This window comes from Agrobacterium sp. AGB01 (assembly GCF_014851585.1).
Classification (GTDB): Bacteria; Pseudomonadota; Alphaproteobacteria; order Rhizobiales; family Rhizobiaceae; genus Agrobacterium.
Window position 1 is genome coordinate 1,301,239 of record NZ_JACVAB010000001.1, and the last position, 18,280, is coordinate 1,319,518.

16 protein-coding genes are annotated in these 18,280 nt (G+C 56.9%); 14 read left to right on the forward strand and 2 right to left on the reverse strand.

From position 1 onward, the window contains the following. Positions 1–267 precede the first annotated feature (267 nt). Positions 268–1,062, forward strand: coding sequence for an exopolysaccharide production regulator ExoR (gene exoR, locus IB237_RS06130; protein ID WP_192487670.1), 795 nt, complete (start codon positions 268–270; stop codon positions 1,060–1,062). Between the two features lie 127 nt (positions 1,063–1,189). On the opposite strand, the gene xth is transcribed toward exoR, so the two are convergent. Continuing rightward, positions 1,190–1,981 carry an exodeoxyribonuclease III gene (xth, locus tag IB237_RS06135; RefSeq protein WP_192487671.1) on the reverse strand — a complete coding sequence of 264 codons (792 nt, stop codon included), beginning with the start codon at positions 1,979–1,981 and terminating at the stop codon, positions 1,190–1,192. 86 nt (positions 1,982–2,067) lie between these two features. Beyond that, entirely contained in the window at positions 2,068–2,400 is a 333-nt protein-coding gene (gene erpA, locus IB237_RS06140; protein ID WP_192487672.1) for an iron-sulfur cluster insertion protein ErpA, read from the reverse strand. A 185-nt stretch (positions 2,401–2,585) separates the two neighbouring features. On the opposite strand from erpA, the gene IB237_RS06145 reads away from it, so the two are divergent. From IB237_RS06145 to IB237_RS06205, 13 genes are all read left to right on the forward strand, one after another. After that, positions 2,586–3,803 (forward strand): deoxyguanosinetriphosphate triphosphohydrolase, encoded by a 1,218-nt coding sequence (locus tag IB237_RS06145; RefSeq protein ID WP_192487673.1) that lies wholly within the window; start codon positions 2,586–2,588, stop codon positions 3,801–3,803. Between the two features lie 62 nt (positions 3,804–3,865). After that, positions 3,866–5,623, forward strand: coding sequence for an arginine--tRNA ligase (gene argS, locus IB237_RS06150; RefSeq protein ID WP_192487674.1), 1,758 nt, complete (start codon positions 3,866–3,868; stop codon positions 5,621–5,623). Positions 5,624–5,686: 63 nt separating this feature from the next. Beyond that, positions 5,687–8,731 (forward strand): SPOR domain-containing protein, encoded by a 3,045-nt coding sequence (locus tag IB237_RS06155; protein ID WP_192487675.1) that lies wholly within the window; start codon positions 5,687–5,689, stop codon positions 8,729–8,731. A 115-nt stretch (positions 8,732–8,846) separates the two neighbouring features. Next, the gene (nagZ, locus tag IB237_RS06160; RefSeq protein WP_192487676.1) at positions 8,847–9,863 is read left to right on the forward strand and encodes a beta-N-acetylhexosaminidase; all 1,017 of its coding nucleotides are present in this window, start codon (positions 8,847–8,849) and stop codon (positions 9,861–9,863) included. A gap of 41 nt (positions 9,864–9,904) precedes the next feature. Continuing rightward, complete coding sequence (locus tag IB237_RS06165; protein WP_192487677.1) at positions 9,905–10,753, forward strand: ScpA family protein; 849 nt, start codon at positions 9,905–9,907, stop codon at positions 10,751–10,753. After that, positions 10,746–11,477, forward strand: a complete 732-nt coding sequence (gene scpB / locus IB237_RS06170) for an SMC-Scp complex subunit ScpB (RefSeq protein WP_192487678.1) — start codon at positions 10,746–10,748, stop codon at positions 11,475–11,477. The genes IB237_RS06165 and scpB overlap by 8 nt, the downstream gene beginning before the upstream one ends. Positions 11,478–11,615: 138 nt before the next feature. Continuing rightward, a complete protein-coding gene (locus IB237_RS06175) occupies positions 11,616–11,819 on the forward strand; it encodes a twin-arginine translocase TatA/TatE family subunit (protein ID WP_192487679.1) in 204 nt (67 codons plus the stop codon). Between the two features lie 58 nt (positions 11,820–11,877). Further along, positions 11,878–12,708 carry a Sec-independent protein translocase protein TatB gene (gene tatB / locus IB237_RS06180; protein WP_192487680.1) on the forward strand — a complete coding sequence of 277 codons (831 nt, stop codon included), beginning with the start codon at positions 11,878–11,880 and terminating at the stop codon, positions 12,706–12,708. Next, a complete protein-coding gene (gene tatC, locus IB237_RS06185) occupies positions 12,705–13,517 on the forward strand; it encodes a twin-arginine translocase subunit TatC (RefSeq protein ID WP_192487681.1) in 813 nt (270 codons plus the stop codon). Before tatB ends, tatC begins: the two co-directional genes overlap by 4 nt. A 98-nt stretch (positions 13,518–13,615) precedes the next feature. Beyond that, complete coding sequence (gene serS, locus IB237_RS06190; protein WP_192487682.1) at positions 13,616–14,899, forward strand: serine--tRNA ligase; 1,284 nt, start codon at positions 13,616–13,618, stop codon at positions 14,897–14,899. Positions 14,900–14,920: 21 nt separating this feature from the next. Then, positions 14,921–15,697, forward strand: a complete 777-nt coding sequence (surE, locus tag IB237_RS06195; RefSeq protein WP_192487683.1) for a 5'/3'-nucleotidase SurE — start codon at positions 14,921–14,923, stop codon at positions 15,695–15,697. An 8-nt stretch (positions 15,698–15,705) separates the two neighbouring features. Continuing rightward, entirely contained in the window at positions 15,706–16,347 is a 642-nt protein-coding gene (locus tag IB237_RS06200; protein ID WP_371815256.1) for a protein-L-isoaspartate(D-aspartate) O-methyltransferase, read from the forward strand. Positions 16,348–16,623: 276 nt separating this feature from the next. Continuing rightward, a complete protein-coding gene (locus IB237_RS06205; protein WP_192487685.1) occupies positions 16,624–18,228 on the forward strand; it encodes a LysM peptidoglycan-binding domain-containing M23 family metallopeptidase in 1,605 nt (534 codons plus the stop codon). The last annotated feature ends 52 nt before the right edge of the window (positions 18,229–18,280 follow it).

Below are 18,280 nucleotides of genomic sequence, written 5' to 3' on the forward strand. Positions count from 1 at the left end.
GTAAGGCTTATCAGCGGAGACGGGCATCTCCATCGATTGCAACTGCCACACAGGCTGTTGGTAAACGCCGTTATCTTGCCGGAAATGTTTCCTATATCTGTTCCCGTGAAACACGGAATTGGACTCGGCTTCCAAATGACCGCGTAGTGATAACTGCGGCCAGAAAGACGCAGTCGCCTCGGAAAATCGCAAATGACTGCGGTTTGTCTTTGCAGTGTGACAGCGGTCTTGGATATACGCCGAGACGAATGAAAGAAGTTCGGTGAAATGTTGAAACGTGAAGCCAACATCCTGAAACCCCTGTGTATGGGTTTCCTCATTGCCTCCTTGGCAATGCCTGCAGCTGCATTCGATATCAATGCGGGTGTCACGAAGGAATCCGGACCGTTCGACCTCTTCAAATTCGGCTTCAAGGCCTACAAGAACGGCAAGAAGGAAGACGCGGTAGAAGCCTATCGTTATGCGGCCGAAAAGGGCCACACAGGCTCCCGCTGGGCACTGGCCAACATGTATGCCTATGGTGACGGTGTCGCCAAAAATGACTTCGAAGCCTTCAAAATCTACAATGAAATTGCCAGCCAGGGCGTAGAACCCGGTTCTGAAGACACAGGCTTCTTCGTGAACGCTCTGCTGTCGCTGGCTGACTATTATCGCCATGGCATTCCGGGCAGCCCGGTAAAGCCTGATATGTCGCAGGCCCGCCAGATCTACTTCCAGGTGGCATCGACCTTTGGCGTTGCAGAAGCGCAGTTCCAGCTTGCCCAGATGATTCTGGCGGGTGAGGGCGGTCGAGCGGATGCCATGCAGGCCAAGAAGTGGCTGAACCAGGCGCGCCGCAACGGCCATGCTGGTGCGATGTCGGTGTTTGGCAATGTTATCTTCCAGGAAGGCCAGACCGTACGCGGACTTGCCTTCATGACCGCAGCTCTTGATCGTTGCAACCCTTCTGAATGCCCTTGGGTTCAGGATTTGCAGGAACAGGCCTTTGCGGTAGCTGGTGAGGGTGATCGCCGTGACGCCATCTCGCTTGCCCAGAGCATCCGCTCCGGCAATTTGGACTGATCCCTGATAAGGATTATCCCTGTAACAGGCTCACGCCTTTTAAGCGCCGCCACCTGAGAGGTGGCGACGGATGTGAACGCATAAATTCATGGGTGAGTGAAGCCTGCGCGACCGCAGGCTGATAAGATCAGCTGGCGAAGTTGAAGAAACCGCAAACCGGCACATGGTCCGATGGCTTTTCCCAGGCGCGCACATGTTTCTCGATCGAAACAGCCTGCAATTTGTCAGAGGCTTCCGGCGACAACATCAGGTGGTCGATGCGAATGCCGTTGTTCTTTGGCCATGCGCCAGCCTGGTAATCCCAAAAGGAATAAAGTCCCGCCGCATCGGTTGTCGCACGGGCCGCATCCACAAAACCGAGATTTTCCAGACGGCGGAAACTCTGCCGTGTCTGCGGCAGAAACAGCGCGTCGCCTTCCCAGACCTTCGGGTCGTGGCAGTCATAGGGTTCGGGAATGACGTTATAGTCTCCGGCCAGAATGAACGGCTCTTCAAGCTCCAGACGTTCAGCTGCATAGGCGCGCAGCCGCTCCATCCAGCGCAGCTTATAGGGGTATTTTACCGGGTCGTCCGGCGGGTTGCCGTTTGGCAGGTAAAGCGAGCAGACGCGAATGACGCCGCCCTTGACCGAGAATACACCTTCAATAAAGCGGGCCTGTTCATCGGTATCATCACCTGGAAGGCCACGGCGCACTTCGTCCGGCTTGATCTTAGAGAGAAGCGCAACGCCATTGAAGCCCTTCTGGCCATGTGTTTCCACGTGGTAGCCGAGGGCTTCGATTTCGAGGCGAGGGAAACCTTCATCAACGGACTTGATTTCCTGCAGACAGGCGATGTCCGGACTGGAATCCTTCAGCCACTGGCAAAGGTTTTCAATGCGTGCCTTGACGCCGTTGATGTTCCATGTGGCGATTTTCATCGGATACCCCGTTTTTCTCAAGGTCTATCTTTACCCGATGAAAAGGCAATTGACACCCGTTTTACCGCTGAACTCACAGGAAGGGTTTAAACGGAAAAACTCGTTCCACATCCGCAACTTGCAACCGCATTCGGATTCTTTATCTGAAAGGATTGACCGAGAAGATTATCGACGAAGTCGATCTCGGAGCCGGCCATGTAGATCAGCGACATGCTGTCGATCAGAACCTTGGCATTGTCGCGTTCAATCACCACGTCGTCGTCGGCCTGTGTGTCCTCAAGGTCAAACTTGTAGGAGAAACCGGAACAGCCGCCACCTTCCACGGAAACGCGAAGGGCCTGCTTGCCGGCGTCTGCGCTGACGATTTCGGCGATTCTCTTGGCGGCCGATTCGGAAAGGGTTACGTCTATCTGTGTCATGTTGTCCTCATGGCCGGGGTCAAGGTCCGGAGAGATTTGTTTAAACGCAATTATAAAACACTCAAAGAAGAGGTCTATACCCTGCTTGAAGGAAAAGTCTGTGTTTCCGTTACTATGCGACAGGCCTTAGCATAGGTATGAATGTGGGTGTGAAACGTCAATGGCAGTCGAGAACAGGGTGAGACATGAGAATTGATCAGCGTGCATTGGGTTTTGGAAGCGGTGAGAGGGCAGTGTTTGCTGCTGACCCGTGGACGACACGCGGCCGCCTTTTTCCTGAACCATCCAGCCTGACCCGTTCCGAATTCCAGCGCGACCGTGACCGCATCGTGCACACAACGGCGTTCCGCCGGTTGAAACACAAGACGCAGGTATTCATCAGCCCTGATGGCGACCATTACCGCACACGTCTGACCCACACGGTTGAAGTGGCGCAGATTGCCCGTGCGCTGGCGCGTGCGCTGAAGCTGGACGAAGACCTCGCAGAAGGCGTGGCGCTGGTGCATGACTTTGGCCATACGCCGTTTGGCCACACCGGCGAAGATGCGCTGGACGAAATGCTGAAACCCTATGGTGGTTTTGACCATAACGCCCAGTCGTTGCGCATCGTCACCAAGCTGGAACGCCGCTACGCTGATTTCGATGGCCTGAACCTGACCTGGGAATCGCTGGAAGGTCTGGTCAAACACAATGGTCCGCTGGTCGACGCCAACGGGCAGGGGCTGCGTGGGCCGGTTCCATTGCCGATCGTTGATTATTGCAAGCTGAACGATCTGGAAATTGGCAGCTTTGCCAGCCTTGAGGCGCAGGTCGCGGCCATCTCAGATGATATCGCCTATAATACCCATGACATCGATGATGGCCTGCGCTCCGGTTATCTGACCTTTGAGATGCTGGAAGAAGTGCCGTTTCTGGCCGGGCTGATGGCGGAGGTGCGCGCCAAATATCCAAATCTCGATGGCGAACGTTTTGCCAATGAAATCATGCGCCGGCAGATTACCCGCATGGTCGAGGATGTAATTGCCGTCACGCAGCACAATCTGTCTGTCGTCAATCCGCAGAGTGCCGCAGATGTGCGCGGCGCCGATATTACCATTGCCACATTTTCTGAAGGTATGGCCGAGACCGACAAGCAGATCAAGAAGCTGCTGTTTGGGCACATTTACCGTCATCCCGAAATCATGCGCGTTCGCGCCGGGGCAACGCAGATCGTCTGCGATCTGTTCAAGCGCTACATGCAGGACCCGAAGGAAATGCAGGGCCATTATTGGGTTGACCATATTGCTGGCCTCAGCGAAGGGCAGCTGGCACGGCATGTGGGCGATTATCTCGCGGGCATGACCGACAGTTATGCACTGAAGGCGCACCAGCGATTGTTTGACCATACCCCTGATTTGCGATAGGCAGCGCCTCAACTTCTTTAACCATGGATACGGATGGAAACCCGTTCGCGCAGGTGGATGCAATGAACCTTTTTGCCGACTTCGATACCAGAATCAAAAACGCGCTCGAAACGATCGATATCGTTAAGGACAACCGCGCAGCCGTTGATTTCGGCCGAGTAACCGTTGAAGCCCCTCGCGATGCAAGCCATGGCGATGTCGCCACCAATGCTGCAATGGTGCTGGCCAAGCCGCTTGGCACCAACCCGCGTGCCCTGGCAGAAATCATTGTCGAGAAGTTGAAGGGTGAACCTGACGTTGCCGACGTCAATGTTGCCGGCCCAGGCTTCATCAACATCAAGGTCTCCGTCGGTTACTGGCAGCGCCTGCTGTCGGCAATGATCGAGGCTGGGATTGATTTTGGCCGCTCGACAATGGGCGAGGGCCACAAGGTCAACGTCGAATATGTTTCGGCAAACCCGACCGGCCCGATGCATGTTGGCCACTGCCGTGGTGCCGTTGTCGGTGACACGCTTGCCAACGTGCTGTCATTTGCCGGTTACGACGTGACCAAGGAATACTACATCAACGACGCCGGCTCGCAGATCGAGGTTCTGGCGCGGTCGGTATTCCTGCGTTACCGCGAAGCGCTGGGTGAAGATGTTGGCGCCATTCCACCGGGTCTTTACCCAGGGGACTATCTCGTGCCTGTTGGTAAGGAACTGGCGGACGAATACGATATCAAGCTGCGCGCCATGCCGGAAGAAAAGTGGCTGCCGATCGTCAAGGACAAGGCCATCACCGCAATGATGGCGATGATCCGGCAAGATCTGGAAGCGCTGAACGTCAAGCACGACGTGTTCTATTCCGAGCGCACGCTGCATGCCGGCAATGCCGGTCCTATTCTGTCGGCCATCAATGACCTGACCTTCAAGGGCCATGTCTACAAGGGCACGCTGCCGCCACCAAAGGGCCAGTTGCCGGAGGACTGGGAAGACCGCGAACAGACCCTGTTCCGCTCCACCGAGGTGGGTGACGACATGGACCGTCCGTTGATCAAGTCGGATGGCAGCTACACCTATTTTGCGGCTGACGTTGCCTACTTCAAGGACAAGTTTGACCGTGGTTTCACTGAAATGGTTTATGTGCTTGGCGCAGACCATGGCGGTTACGTAAAGCGCCTTGAGGCGGTTGCTCGTGCGGTTTCCGAGGGCAAGTCCAAGCTCACGGTCCTGCTGTGCCAGCTGGTCAAGCTGTTCCGTGACGGTGAGCCGGTCAAGATGTCGAAGCGCTCCGGTGACTTCATCACTCTGCGCGATGTTGTAGATGAAGTCGGCCGTGATCCGGTTCGCTTCATGATGCTCTATCGCAAGAATTCTGAGCCGCTTGACTTCGATTTTGCCAAAGTAACGGAACAATCGAAAGATAATCCGGTATTTTATGTGCAGTATGCTCACGCACGTTGCATGTCTGTTTTCCGTCAGGCGAAAGAGGCATTTCCTGACCTCGACGTCAGCACGGCTGGCTTCGCAAGCGGTGCAGGTTTGATCAGCGATGTCAATGAGTTACAGCTTATTGCCAAGCTGGCGGAATATCCGCGTCTGATCGAATCTGCAGCCTCTTCTCAAGAGCCGCACAGACTGGCATTTTACCTCTATGATCTGGCAAGTTCGTTCCACGGACACTGGAATAAAGGTAAAGATCAGCCTGAATTACGATTTGTTAACGATAAAAACCGAGAATTAAGCGTTGCCAGACTTGGGTTGGTGAATGCTGTCGCGAATGTTTTGAAGTCCGGACTGGCCCTCGTAGGGGCCGATGCACCGGCCGAAATGCGCTAAAGCGTCACCATTTACCCACAATGCGCTGGCAAAAGCCGTAATGCGTAGATAGTGGAACGTGAAATGGTCGAGAAAAACGCCGCGTATAATCGAGACGCTCGGAGTGATGTATTCGCCGAGGATGATCCCTTGGCGGAACTGACCCGTATCGTCGGTTTCGATGAACGTCCTTCACATGTCGTTCCTGTTGCTGCGCAGACACCTGCGCAGCAGGTTGAAAGACGGGAACCTGAATTCAATCTCGAAGACGAGCTGTTGCGCGAATTCGAGATTTACGATGCGCCACGCCTGGATCCTGTCGCCGAGTTTTCTCCGCGCGAGCCGGTGGCACCGCCGCAGTCTTTTGAACGGCCATCCGCACCGGCCCCTGTCTATCAGGAAGAGCCGCGCTACGAGCCTGAACCAAGCTATCACGAAGAGCCCCAGGCACCTGTCGTTCAGGCACCTGCCGTTTACGACGAGCCGGAGCCATCCTTTGCGCCTTCCTACGAGCAGGAAGTTGCGGCTTACGCGAAGCCTGCCGAACCCGATTACCCAGAGCCGCAGTTCGCGCCAGAACCGGACGTGAATATTCCGGAGCAGGGTGGTTGGAACTACGTCAGCGAACCTGGTGTGGTCGAGTATCGCGAGCCTTCCTTAGAGTTGCCCCCAGTCAGTGTTGCTGCAGAGCCAGCCCCTGCACAGGAAGAACCTGAGCTGCCGCGTGTCGAGCCTGCCTTCAATCTGGCCGATGAGCTGGAATTGAACTTTGGCTCAATGGCATCCACCTTGCAGGCCCAGAACACCGTGCCACAACTGGCACCGGTAGCGGCTCCTACCGCAACGCCGCAGGCCGCTCCGCATCTGCACCGTTCGTCGCTGGAAGTGTCGGGTCTGCGTTTGCCGCTGGCAAACTTCGGCTCACGCGCCACACCGGTTGCGCCGCGTCCGCAGGCAGAGCCTGTGCGTCAAGTGCCGGTTGAGCCAGTGTTCGAGCCTGCGCCCGAGCCGGTTGCCCAAGCTCCTCTCGCACAAGCACCTGTCACTCAGGCGCCTGAAGCACCGTTTTCCCCAATGGATGAACTGCTTTATGACGTTGATCACTATTCCGTCCGCAACGACAATACCGCCGCCCAGCAGCCGGTCTTTACGCCAGCTGCCCCGGTTGCACCTGTTGCGGCTGCGCCGCTTCTGCAGCGCGCCGAGCCCGTAAGCCCTGATGTCTTCCAGGTTGCGCCGTCCTTCTACGAGCCTCCACGCAGCCAGGCGACGCCACAGGCGCCAAAGCCTGTCGCACCTGCTCAGGCAGCGCCGGTTGCTCCTGTTGCCGCCGCACCTGCCGCTGAGTTCGAGCCCTTTGCGGATGATGCGTTCGAAATGGCGCTTGATGATATCGATCTGGATTTCGATCTGTCCGACATCGGCAATGTTGAGCCGGTCGCCGCAAAGCCGATTGAAATGCCACGCGTTGTGGCTGTACCGGCACCGCCAGTTGCCGCTGTTGCGGCTCCAGTGGTTGCCGCTGCTGCCTTTGCTCCGCAGAGAACGCAGCCTGCTGCCACAGCTCCGCAGTCATTCTCTTATGCGCCGCAGCCTGCCCAGCCTGCTCCGGCACCAGTTGCTGCACGGGCACCAGCCCCTGCGCCAGTAGAGCTTGAGCCGCTGCCATTCGACCACGGCCAGATTGGCGACACCGAAGATCGTCCGGAAACCATTGGTGAGATGGAAGTGCCGGATCTGCCAGTTGGCGTGTTTGAGCCGAAGCCGGCCCCACGCCGTCATGATGATGATCTGGACCTCGACACCGAGCTTGCAGCACTGTTTACGCCTGCATCCACGCCAGCCGGTCTTGATCGCAACAGAAATGCTCCAAACCAGTCCGCTGCCCGTTTGCAGCAGGCCGCAGCACCATTTGAAAATCTGGATGATTTTGAAAAGGCGCTGGAAGAGGATTTCCGCCACAGCATGAAGGCGGCATCTGAGGGCAGGGCTGAACAGCAGCATGCTCCGCAGAACCTCCATGAACAGCCAATGCCGCCATATGAAAACGAAGAGCGCCGTTCGCGTCGCTGGATCGTTCCGGTGGCCGCTCTCGGTGTTGTTCTGGTTGCCGGTGGTGTTTACGCGCTGATGTCCGGTGGTTCGCAGACGTCCGGCAACGGTGCGCCAATCATCATTTCTGCCGACAATGATCCGGTCAAGGAAGTGCCTGAAAATCCAGGTGGCAAGACTGTGCCGAACCAGGACAAGGCGGTTTATGACCGTGTTGCTGGCCAGACCGCAGCTGATCCCAAGCAGTCGTCGCTGATCTCTTCCAGTGAAGAGCCGGTTGATGTTGTGCAGAAGACGCTGATCCCTGAGAACTTGCCGATGGAAGGTGAGGACGAAAGCGATTTCGGTAACATGGGTACGCCGGTTGGTGAAACCGAAGATCCACGCCTGCTGGCGCAGAATGATGCACCAGCCCGTGCATCCGAATCCGAAAGCAATGCACCTGCCGTATCTCCACGCAAGGTCCGTACGATGATCGTCAAGCCTGATGGCACGCTCGTCGCACAGGAAGTGCCAGAGACGCCAACTACGACACCGGCAACACCAGCATCCAACGCTGCACCGGAGCCAACACCTCTGAGCACCGCTGACAATGCCACGGCTGCCAACGATGTGCCGAAGGTGATCGAAACCAGCCCGGTTGCCGTGGCAACACCTGCCGCAACGGCTCCAGCTGCTGCCAACAACGGCGCGCCTGTACCGTCGGCACGTCCGGCCGCACAGCAGGCAAATGCCGCCGTTACCTCCAGCCAGCCAGTTGCAACAGCACCTGCGGCCCCGGTTGCTCCAGCACAGCCTGAGCAGGCTGCCCCCGTGCAGAACACCGTCTCGACCGGTGGTTATTATGTGCAGATCGCCTCGCTGCCGAGCCAGGCTGAAGCACAGAAGTCCTACCAGAGCCTCTCCGGCAAGTTCGGTTCAGTTATTGGTGGTCGCGGCGTTGACATCAAGGCAGCGGAAGTTGCTGGCAAGGGAACCTACTACCGGGTTCGCATTCCAGCTGGCGACAAGAATGAAGCCGCAGCACTGTGCGAACGTTACCGTGCCGCTGGCGGAAGCTGCCTGATTGCCCGCTAATTGCTGATGGCATAAAATTCAAAAACCGGGTGCGCTTGCCGTTCCCGGTTTTTTATTGCCCGATCGGTACAGCCGATCATTACATCCAATCCTCCACATGAAGCCGGTGAGCGCCATGACAGAATCTAAAGCCGTAATTTTGGGATGCAGTGGCCTGACACTGACGCCTGAGGAAGTTGCCTTTTACAAAGCGGAACGTCCGTGGGGATTTATTCTGTTTGGCCGCAACATCGCAGAGCCGGATCAGATATCCGATCTTGTGGCTTCTATGCGGGACGCGATTGGGCGCCCCGATGCGCCTGTGATGATCGACCAGGAAGGTGGACGCGTACAGCGTATCAAGCCGCCGATCATGCAGGCCTATCCTTCGGCGGATGCCTTGGGTGAAATCTACAAGGCAGACCGGGAAAAGGGGCTGCGCGCCGCCTGGCTGATGTCGCGCCTGCATGCCTTTGATCTGATGAAGTTCGGCATAACAGTGGATTGCCTGCCGGTTCTGGATGTCCCGGTACCTGGCGCCAGCAATGTCATCGGCAACCGCGCCTATGGCTTTGATCCCGAGACTGTGTCGCTGATGGGGCAGGCGGCGGCGGATGGCCTGAAAGCCGGCGGCATGTTGCCTGTGATGAAGCACATGCCCGGCCACGGACGCGGCATGGTGGATTCCCACCATGAGCTACCGGTTGTCGATGTGCCGGTGGACGATCTGGACAAACATGACTTCGTGCCATTCCGTGCCCTGAACAAGGAACTGATGGCAATGAGCGCACATTTGGTGTTTACCTCGATCGATCCGGATGCACCGGCCACCACATCCAGAAAGGTCATCGACGAGATCATCCGTGACCGCATCGGTTTTGATGGCCTGTTGATGTCTGACGACACCTCGATGAATGCGCTGCGCGGGACATTGGGCGAGCGCGCCGCCAATATTGTGGCAGGCGGTTGCGATATGGTCTTGCATTGCAACGGCGTGATGAGTGAAATGCTTGCGGTCGTGAAAGAAGTGCCGGTCCTGTCTGGACGCGCTCTGGAGCGTGCGAAGGCAGTTGAAGCGGGCTTCCAGCAGGCTGATGGCGGCGATGAAGCGGCGCTGAGAGCAGAATTCAACGCAATGTGGGCAGTTGCCTGATATCATCAGGTAAAACAGGCCGGTTTCCGGCGGATGGGAAGATGGCGGCAGACAAGTCCCGCAACAGCACACCTATGGACAAGCTCTGGCAGGAAAACACTGCCGAGCGGGCCACGGGTGAAGCTGCGCTGATGATCGACGTTGCGGGCTTTGAAGGCCCGCTCGATCTATTGCTGCATCTTGCCCGTACCCAGAAGGTGGACCTGTCGCGCATTTCGGTGCTGGCGCTGGCCGAACAATACCTGTCCTTCGTCGATACGGCGCGGCGGGTGCGCATCGAGCTTGCGGCCGACTATCTGGTTATGGCGGCGTGGCTTGCCTTTCTGAAATCCAAGCTTCTGATTCCGCAACAGGCCAAGGATGAGGGCCCAAGCGGTGAGGAAATGGCCGCAACGCTGGCCTTCCGCCTGAAACGCCTTGAGGCGATGCGTGAGGCGGCGGAAAAGTTGGTCAACCGCGATCGTCTGGGCCGTGACGTGTTCGTGCGTGGCGCACCGGAGCATATTCCCCATACCAGTCGGTCGGTGTTCGAGGCCAATCTCTATGATCTGCTGAGTGCCTATGCAGCGCTTCGGCAGCGCCACGCCATTACCCATGTGACGATTGAAAAACGTCAGGTGTGGTCGCTGGTCGATGCCCGTGAGCTGCTGACCTCGTTGCTGGGCGATATCGATGACTGGACAGCGCTCGACCAGTATCTGTTGCAATATATAGCCGACCCTGCACACCGTGTGACCGCGATTGCCAGCGCCTTTGCCGCATCGCTGGAACTGGTGCGGGAAGGCACTCTGGAAATACGGCAGGATGGCGCCTTTCAGCCGATTTTTATGCGCAAGGGCACCGGCAAACCGGTGCTAGGCCAGCCTGATCAGGATACCGAGAATGAGTGACCATGAACCGATGGACGACAACACCATTGCGGACGTGGTGAAAACCGAACCACAGGTGGCCCTGAGCCGCGTGGAGCGTGAAGCCGAACGTATTGCCGAGGCGCTGGTGTTTGCCTCTGCCGAGCCGGTCTCGGAAGCCTTCATTGCCGAACGTCTGCCCAAGGACATGGATGTGTCGGCACTGATGTGGCGCTTGAAGGTTGCCTACAACAACCGCGGGGTCAATCTTATCCAGATCGGCGGGAACTGGGCTTTCAGAACGGCCAGTGACCTGTCATTCGTCATTCGCACTGAAGACAAGGAGCCGCGCAAACTGTCGCGTGCGGCCTTGGAAGTCCTTGCAATCATTGCCTATCACCAGCCGGTCACGCGTGCGGAAATCGAAGAAATCCGTGGCGTGCAAACCTCCAAGGGAACACTGGATGTGTTGATGGAAGCGGGCTGGGTGCGGTTTCGCGGGCGCCGGCGCACACCGGGTCGGCCGGTCACCATGGGCACGACGGTCGATTTTCTCGATCACTTCGGTCTTGAGGAACTGCGCGACTTGCCGGGTCTCGAAGAACTGAAGGGGGCAGGGCTGCTTTCCGGTCGTATTCCGGCCAATTTCGGCATACCGATTCCATCCATGAACGATGATCTGACGGATGAAGAAGATCCGATCACGCAACTGGATCTGGAGGAACTGGGCCTGTTGATGCCCGGTGGCGCCGGCGACGACGACTAATAAAACTAAAATGCTGGAAAACCTCGCGGGAGTTTGACCTGCGACAACTCCTCAATTGCGGGGGCGTGCATTTTGGTGTTTGAAAAACAGCAATAAACATCTTACATCGGTTAAAAGCGCAATTCAGGAGTTTCGGTTATGGGTTCTTTCAGTGTGTGGCATTGGCTTATCGTTCTGGTCATTGTCCTGGTTCTTTTCGGCCGCGGCAAGATTCCGGAACTGATGGGTGATGTTGCCAAGGGCATCAAGAGCTTCAAGAAGGGCATGGCTGACGACGACGCAACGCCGCCCGCATCGACCGACAGCAAGACGGTTGATCACAAGGCTGACGAAATCAAGTAAGACTTGGCCGTCAAGGCCAGTCTGACCGGCGAGGCGAGCGTGTCTCGGGAGCATATTGATGTTTGACATTGGTTGGAGCGAGATTCTGGTGATTGCGGTCGTATTGATCGTTGTCGTCGGACCCAAAGATTTGCCTCCAATGATACGTGCCTTCGGCAAAATGACGGCCAATCTACGAAAGATGGCGGGCGAGTTCCGCAGTCAGTTCGATGAAGCGCTGCGTGAAGCTGATATGGATGATGTGCGTCGTACCATTTCCGACGTACAGAACCTGAATCCGACAAACTCCTTGCGGGACGCCATGAACCCGCTTCGCCAGCTTGGTCAGGATATCAAATCCGATTTGCAAAAGGCAACGACACTGGATGACGCAAAGTCGGGCACGCCCGCAACCTCTGCGACACCAGCTTCCTCGACACCGGTTTCGGTGCCCGAACCATCGATGATGTTGCCGGATAGTCCTCCGGCCATCATCCCCGATGCTGCAACGCCAGCACCTGTTGTTGCCAAGGCAAAACCGGCTGCAAAACCGCGTGCGCCGAAAGCATCGACCGCCAAGGCCGCACCGGCAAAGGCTGCCACCGCAGCCGAGGCAACCACGGTTGCTGCAAAGCCAGCCGCCAAGCCTAAAGCCAAAACGGCGTCAGTCGCACCTGCTGCTGATACGGTCGAGACAGCAAAGCCGGTCGCTGTGAAAGCAACGCCAGCCAAGGTTACGCCGGCGAAAGCCGCGCCCGCCAAAGCCGCGCCAGCCAAGACCGCTTCTGCCAAAAAGCCATCCGTTGCCAAGGCTGCAACTGATGTGGCTGACAAGCCTGCCGCCGCCAAAAAGCCAGTGGTGCGGAAAACCGCCGCCACTGCAAAGACTGCCAAGAAGGACGAAGCATGAGCGGCGATATAGAAGACAAACCCCAGCCGCTTGTCGAGCATCTGATGGAGCTGCGCACGCGGCTCATCTGGTCGCTGGTGGCTTTTTTTGCTGCTTTTGTGGTGTGCTTCGGCTTTGCCAAGCACCTGTTCAACTTTCTGGTCATTCCCTACAAGTGGGCAGTGACCTGGGCAGGACTTGACCTTTCCAAGGCAGAACTCATCTACACCGCCCCGCAAGAATTCTTCTTCACGCAGGTAAAGGTGGCGATGTTCGGCGCGATTGTTATTGCGTTTCCGGTTATTGCCTCGCAGCTTTACAAGTTTGTGGCGCCCGGCCTCTACAGGAATGAGCGCGCTGCATTCCTGCCATTCCTCATTGCATCACCGATCCTGTTTCTGATCGGTGCAGCACTCGTCTATTTCTTCTTCACGCCCATGGTCATGTGGTTCTTCCTTGCCATGCAGCAGTTGCCGGAAGAGGGCGAAGTTGCCATTTCGCTGATGCCGAAAGTGTCGGAATATCTCAGTCTGATCATGACGCTTGTGCTGTCATTCGGTCTGGTGTTCCAGCTACCTGTCGTCACCACGCTTCTGGCCCGCGTTGGTCTGCTCACCAGCCAGACGCTTAAGGACAAGCGCAAATTCGCCATCGTGATTGCCTTTGTCGTGGCCGCCGTTCTCACGCCGCCCGATCCGCTTTCCCAGATCGGTCTTGCGCTGCCTGCGATCATTCTCTACGAGATTTCCATATACTTGGCTCGACTCGTGGAGAAGAAGCGGGAGGCGGAAAATGCAGGCAAGGAGCTTGAAGCCTCCGAAGACGCCTGACGTTTTGTCCGGCATGCTATTTTTCATGAGCCGGGCTTCAAGCCCGGCTTTTGCTTTTTTGAAGTAACCGCAGGCAAACCGAACAGTCTGGAACGACAATGCTCGATATTAAATGGATACGCGAAAACCCCGAAGCTCTGGATGCCGCCCTGGCAAAGCGCGGCGCGGAGCCTCTTTCTTCCGGTTTGATAGTGCTTGATGAAAAGCGCCGTGCCGTTATTCAGAAACTTCAGGAAATGCAGTCCCGTCGTAATGCCGCCTCCAAAGAGATTGGCGCAGCCATGGGACAGAAGAACTTCGAGCTTGCTGAAAAGCTGAAAGCCGAAGTTGCCGAGCTGAAAGAAACCATGCCACAGGCAGAAGAAGAGGACCGCCAGATCACGGCAGAACTCAACGACGCCCTGTCGCGCATTCCCAATATTCCCTTCGATGACGTTCCTGTCGGCAAGGACGAACACGACAACATTGTTGCGCGTGTCGTGGGTCAAAAGCCGGGCTGGAACCATGAGGCGAAAGAACACTTCGATATCGGTGAAGCGCTTGGCTACATGGATTTCGAACGCGCAGCCAAATTGTCCGGTGCCCGCTTTACTGTTCTGACCAGCCAGATTGCACGATTGGAACGGGCGCTTGGCCAGTTCATGATTGACCTGCATACAGGCGAGCACGGTTACACCGAAGTGTCGTCGCCGCTGTTGGTGCGTGACGAAGCGATGTTTGGAACCGGCCAGTTGCCGAAGTTCTCCGAAGACCTGTTCAAGACCACGGATGGCCGCTGGTTGATCCCGACGGCTGAAGTCACGTTGACCAACCTGGTTTCGGGCGAAATTCTCGATCAGGAAAAGCTGCCGCTGCGCTTTACCGCGCTGACGCCGTCCTTCCGCTCGGAAGCTGGTTCTGCCGGTCGTGATACCCGTGGCATGCTGCGCCAGCACCAGTTCTGGAAGTGCGAACTGGTTTCGATCACCGATGCGGAAAGCGCTGTGGAAGAGCATGAACGCATGACGGCATGCGCTGAAGAAGTGCTGAAGCGTCTTGGTCTGCATTTCCGCACCATGACATTGTGCACCGGCGACATGGGCTTTGGCGCACGCAAGACGTATGACCTTGAAGTGTGGCTGCCAGGCCAGAACGCTTACCGCGAAATCTCGTCCTGCTCGGTCTGTGGTGACTTCCAGGGTCGCCGTATGAACGCCCGTTACCGGGGCAAGGAAGACAAGGCAACGAAGTTCGTTCACACGCTGAACGGTTCCGGCACGGCTGTTGGCCGCTGCCTGATTGCCGTTCTCGAAAACTACCTGAACGAAGACGGCTCTGTCACAATTCCGGACGTGCTGCTGCCATATATGGGCGGTCTGACCAAGATCGAAAAAGCAGCCTGATACTGCCGAAAGGGTATATGAATGCGCATTCTTCTGACCAATGATGATGGTATCCACGCCGAAGGGCTGGCGGTGCTTGAGCGCATTGCGCGCAAGCTCTCCGACGATGTGTGGATTGTCGCTCCGGAGACGGATCAGAGTGGTCTGGCGCATTCATTGACGCTTTCTGAGCCACTGCGTCTGCGCAAGGTTTCCGACAAGCATTTTGCCCTGCGCGGTACGCCAACCGATTGCGTCATCATGGGCATTCGCGAAGTTCTGCCCGGCAAGCCTGATTTGGTGCTGTCGGGTGTAAACTCCGGCGCCAACATGGCTGACGACGTGACCTATTCCGGCACCATCGCCGGCGCCATCGAAGGCACGCTGCAGGGCGTGCGTTCCTTTGCGCTGAGCCAGGCCTATGCCCATACAGATGATGGTGACCGCATCGTGCCGTGGGAAGTTGCAGAAACCTATGCACCTGACCTGATCAAGAAGCTGATCGATGTCGACCTGCCGGATGGCACGTTCCTTAATCTCAACTTCCCCAACTGCGCGCCGAAAGACGTGCAGGGCGTGACCGTGACCGATCAGGGCAAGCTGGACTTCGGTCTGACCGTTGAAGAGCGCAAGGATGGCCGTGGCCTTCCTTATTACTGGCTGCGTTTTGGCGAGCGTCTGGGTACCTTCCGCGAAGGCACCGATATTCACGCCGTCAAGAACGGCAAGATCTCGGTAACGCCTTTGAAACTCGACCTGACAGATTATACGGTCAAGGATCGTGTAGCCAAGGCGCTTGGTTTTGGAGTTGCAGATTGAAATCGCCAATGATCGAAAAAGAGGGGTTTGCTGCTCTGGTCCTGCGTCTTCGGGCCGAGGGCATCTCCGATATCGATCTGTTGACGGCAGTCGAGCAGACGCCACGCTCGCAATTCGTACCATCGCAATTTGCCGACGATGCCTATTCCACCCGAACCATCCCGATTGATTGCGGATCGTTCATGGAAGGCGCCGATATGGCGGTTAAAATGCTGGCCCGTCTTCAGGTGAAGCCGGGGCAGCGTGTTCTGGAAATCGGAACGGGCAGCGGTTTTACCGCCGCCGTTCTTGGCCGCATGGCAGAACGTGTCGTCTCTATCGATCGTTACAGGACCCTGGTTCAGGGGGCGCAGAAACGTATGGAAGGCCTTGGCCTTCGTAATGTCGTGACCCGCCTTGCCGATGGCAGCAATGGTCTAACAGGCGAGGGCACCTTTGACCGTATTCTGATTACGGCAGCCTTTACAACCTTTCCACGCTTCATGGCCGACCAGCTCGTTTCCGGCGGCGTTTTGATTGCGCCGCTGATGGTGGATGACGAGCGTTGCGTGATGATGCGTTTGTCGAAAACCGGCAGCCGTTTTGAGCGCGAGGATATGTTCGAAGTGCCTTATTTGCCGCTTATACCGCATATGGCGCGCCATATCTGATTTTTTCTGTCGCAATTGCTGTTTTTTAAGGCTTTGAATTCAAACAAGGAATTCAGGTGACGCCTTGCGTTTTGCCATGTCTTAATTGTCATGGTTATCGAATTGTCAAAAAAACTGCGCGGAATTTAAGCGTCTTAACCGCGTAGTAATACTAACGCGCTTTAATCATATCCATAGACGCATGGTTTTTCCGTTCTCGGGAAATGGGCCTTGCAAGAAATGAGTTTGCGCCGAGGCAGTCAGTTTCGGCGGGTTGGCGTCAGTGTAGATCGAGTCATGCGTATGAAGAATTCGCCCAAAATCGGAAAATCAGTCGCAAGAGTTTTGGTTGCAATCTCGCTGGCAGGCGTGGTTACGGGCTGTAGCTCGGATGCCACCCGGTTCAGCGGTCTGTTTTCCAATGAAACGGATACGATGACCACTGCATCAATCCCTTCCAGAAACGGTGCGGGTGCCTATGGTCAGGCACCGATCCCGATGGGTGATGTCAATGGCTCATCGATGGCATCAGCTCAGCCTGCCGACGGTAATAACAATCAGAATTATAACCAGCCATACCAGAACAACTCCGGTAATTACGGCTCGGTTCAAAGCTCCAGCGCACGGGTGGCCTCTTCGCCGTCGACGATCCAGCGCTCGGAACTGACAGCTCCATCCGCAGGCAACACGCTTCGCGAACCGCAGTCGCGTAATCAGGCGATGGCACAGCCATTCCCGTCGGCCAACCCGCAGCCTGCCGCACCGGCGGTTGTTGCGCAGGCTCCGGCTGCACCGCGTGCTGTTGACCAGCTTTCCACCGCGTCAACCAAGCCGTCTTCAAATGGCTGGAATGCGCAAGGTGGCCCAAGTGTGACGCTGCGCCAGGGTGAAACCATTGCGACGCTGTCCAAGCGTTATGGTGTGCCTGAAAAGGAAATCCTCAAGGCCAATGGACTGACGACGGCTTCGGCTGCGGCACCAGGCCAATCGATCACCATTCCGACCTTCGGCACGCCACGTAACGCTGCCAAGGCGGCTGCGGACAACGTAAATCTCGCCAATGACGGCAACCTGCCTGCACCAGCCCGCCAGAACGACCAGAACCTTGCTGTTCTGCCATCCGCTGCTGCTGCCCGCGACAAGGCATCCGGCGAAGCTGCAAAGCTGACACCTCCAGGTGGCAAGCCTCTGCCGCCAACCGGTGGCTACAAGGTGCAGCCGGGCGACAGCCTTGCCAAGATAGCCAAGGCAAACGGTGTCAGCGTTGCTGCTTTGAAGGCTGCAAATGGCCTGTCGAACGAAAACATTCGTATCGGCCAGACGCTGCGGATGCCTTCTGCCAACACCGACAATGTGAAAACTGCGTCGATCACGCCGAAGGAAACACCGGTAGAGCCGGCAGCACCTGCAAAGACTGAAACCGCGGTGAAGTCGCCTGAGCCTTACAAGGCACCGGTCGCCACTTCGACAGTCGGCGAGATCGAGAAGAAGTCCGACGTGGCATCGATTGCTCCGGCCGCAACAGGCATCGGCAAATACCGCTGGCCGGTTCGTGGCGCCGTGATCTCCGGTTTCGGTGAGAACGTCGATGGCAATCGTAACGACGGTATCGATATCTCGGTTCCCGAGGGTACGGCGATCAAGGCCGCTGAAAACGGTGTGGTTATCTACTCCGGCAACGGTCTGAAGCAGCTCGGCAACACGGTTCTGGTTCGTCACGACGATGGCAAGGTGACTGTTTACGGCCACGCTTCCGCCCTCAACGTACAGCGCGGCCAGAAGGTGCAGCGCGGCGATACAATTGCGACATCGGGCATGAGCGGCAGCGCGAAACGCCCACAGGTTCACTTCGAAGTGCGCAAGGATGCGACGCCGGTGAACCCATCAGGATACCTTGAGTAGGTAGTGCGTCTCAGGGAAGAAAAAGCCGGGCTTTAGCCCGGCTTTTTTGTGT

What these genes read in the sequence shown, in the direction of transcription:
- tatB (WP_192487680.1), top strand. Translation starts at nt 11,878, where the DNA reads ATGTTTGACATTGGTTGGAGCGAGATTCTGGTGATTGCGGTCGTATTG.
- serS (WP_192487682.1), top strand. Translation starts at nt 13,616, where the DNA reads ATGCTCGATATTAAATGGATACGCGAAAACCCCGAAGCTCTGGATGCC.
- surE (WP_192487683.1), top strand. Translation starts at nt 14,921, where the DNA reads ATGCGCATTCTTCTGACCAATGATGATGGTATCCACGCCGAAGGGCTG.
- IB237_RS06205 (WP_192487685.1), top strand. Translation starts at nt 16,624, where the DNA reads ATGCGTATGAAGAATTCGCCCAAAATCGGAAAATCAGTCGCAAGAGTT.
- argS (WP_192487674.1), top strand. Translation starts at nt 3,866, where the DNA reads ATGAACCTTTTTGCCGACTTCGATACCAGAATCAAAAACGCGCTCGAA.
- IB237_RS06175 (WP_192487679.1), top strand. Translation starts at nt 11,616, where the DNA reads ATGGGTTCTTTCAGTGTGTGGCATTGGCTTATCGTTCTGGTCATTGTC.
- nagZ (WP_192487676.1), top strand. Translation starts at nt 8,847, where the DNA reads ATGACAGAATCTAAAGCCGTAATTTTGGGATGCAGTGGCCTGACACTG.
- xth (WP_192487671.1), bottom strand. Translation starts at nt 1,981, where the DNA reads ATGAAAATCGCCACATGGAACATCAACGGCGTCAAGGCACGCATTGAA.
- IB237_RS06200 (WP_371815256.1), top strand. Translation starts at nt 15,706, where the DNA reads ATGATCGAAAAAGAGGGGTTTGCTGCTCTGGTCCTGCGTCTTCGGGCC.
- IB237_RS06165 (WP_192487677.1), top strand. Translation starts at nt 9,905, where the DNA reads ATGGCGGCAGACAAGTCCCGCAACAGCACACCTATGGACAAGCTCTGG.
- exoR (WP_192487670.1), top strand. Translation starts at nt 268, where the DNA reads ATGTTGAAACGTGAAGCCAACATCCTGAAACCCCTGTGTATGGGTTTC.
- tatC (WP_192487681.1), top strand. Translation starts at nt 12,705, where the DNA reads ATGAGCGGCGATATAGAAGACAAACCCCAGCCGCTTGTCGAGCATCTG.
- erpA (WP_192487672.1), bottom strand. Translation starts at nt 2,400, where the DNA reads ATGACACAGATAGACGTAACCCTTTCCGAATCGGCCGCCAAGAGAATC.
- IB237_RS06145 (WP_192487673.1), top strand. Translation starts at nt 2,586, where the DNA reads ATGAGAATTGATCAGCGTGCATTGGGTTTTGGAAGCGGTGAGAGGGCA.
- scpB (WP_192487678.1), top strand. Translation starts at nt 10,746, where the DNA reads ATGAGTGACCATGAACCGATGGACGACAACACCATTGCGGACGTGGTG.
- IB237_RS06155 (WP_192487675.1), top strand. Translation starts at nt 5,687, where the DNA reads ATGGTCGAGAAAAACGCCGCGTATAATCGAGACGCTCGGAGTGATGTA.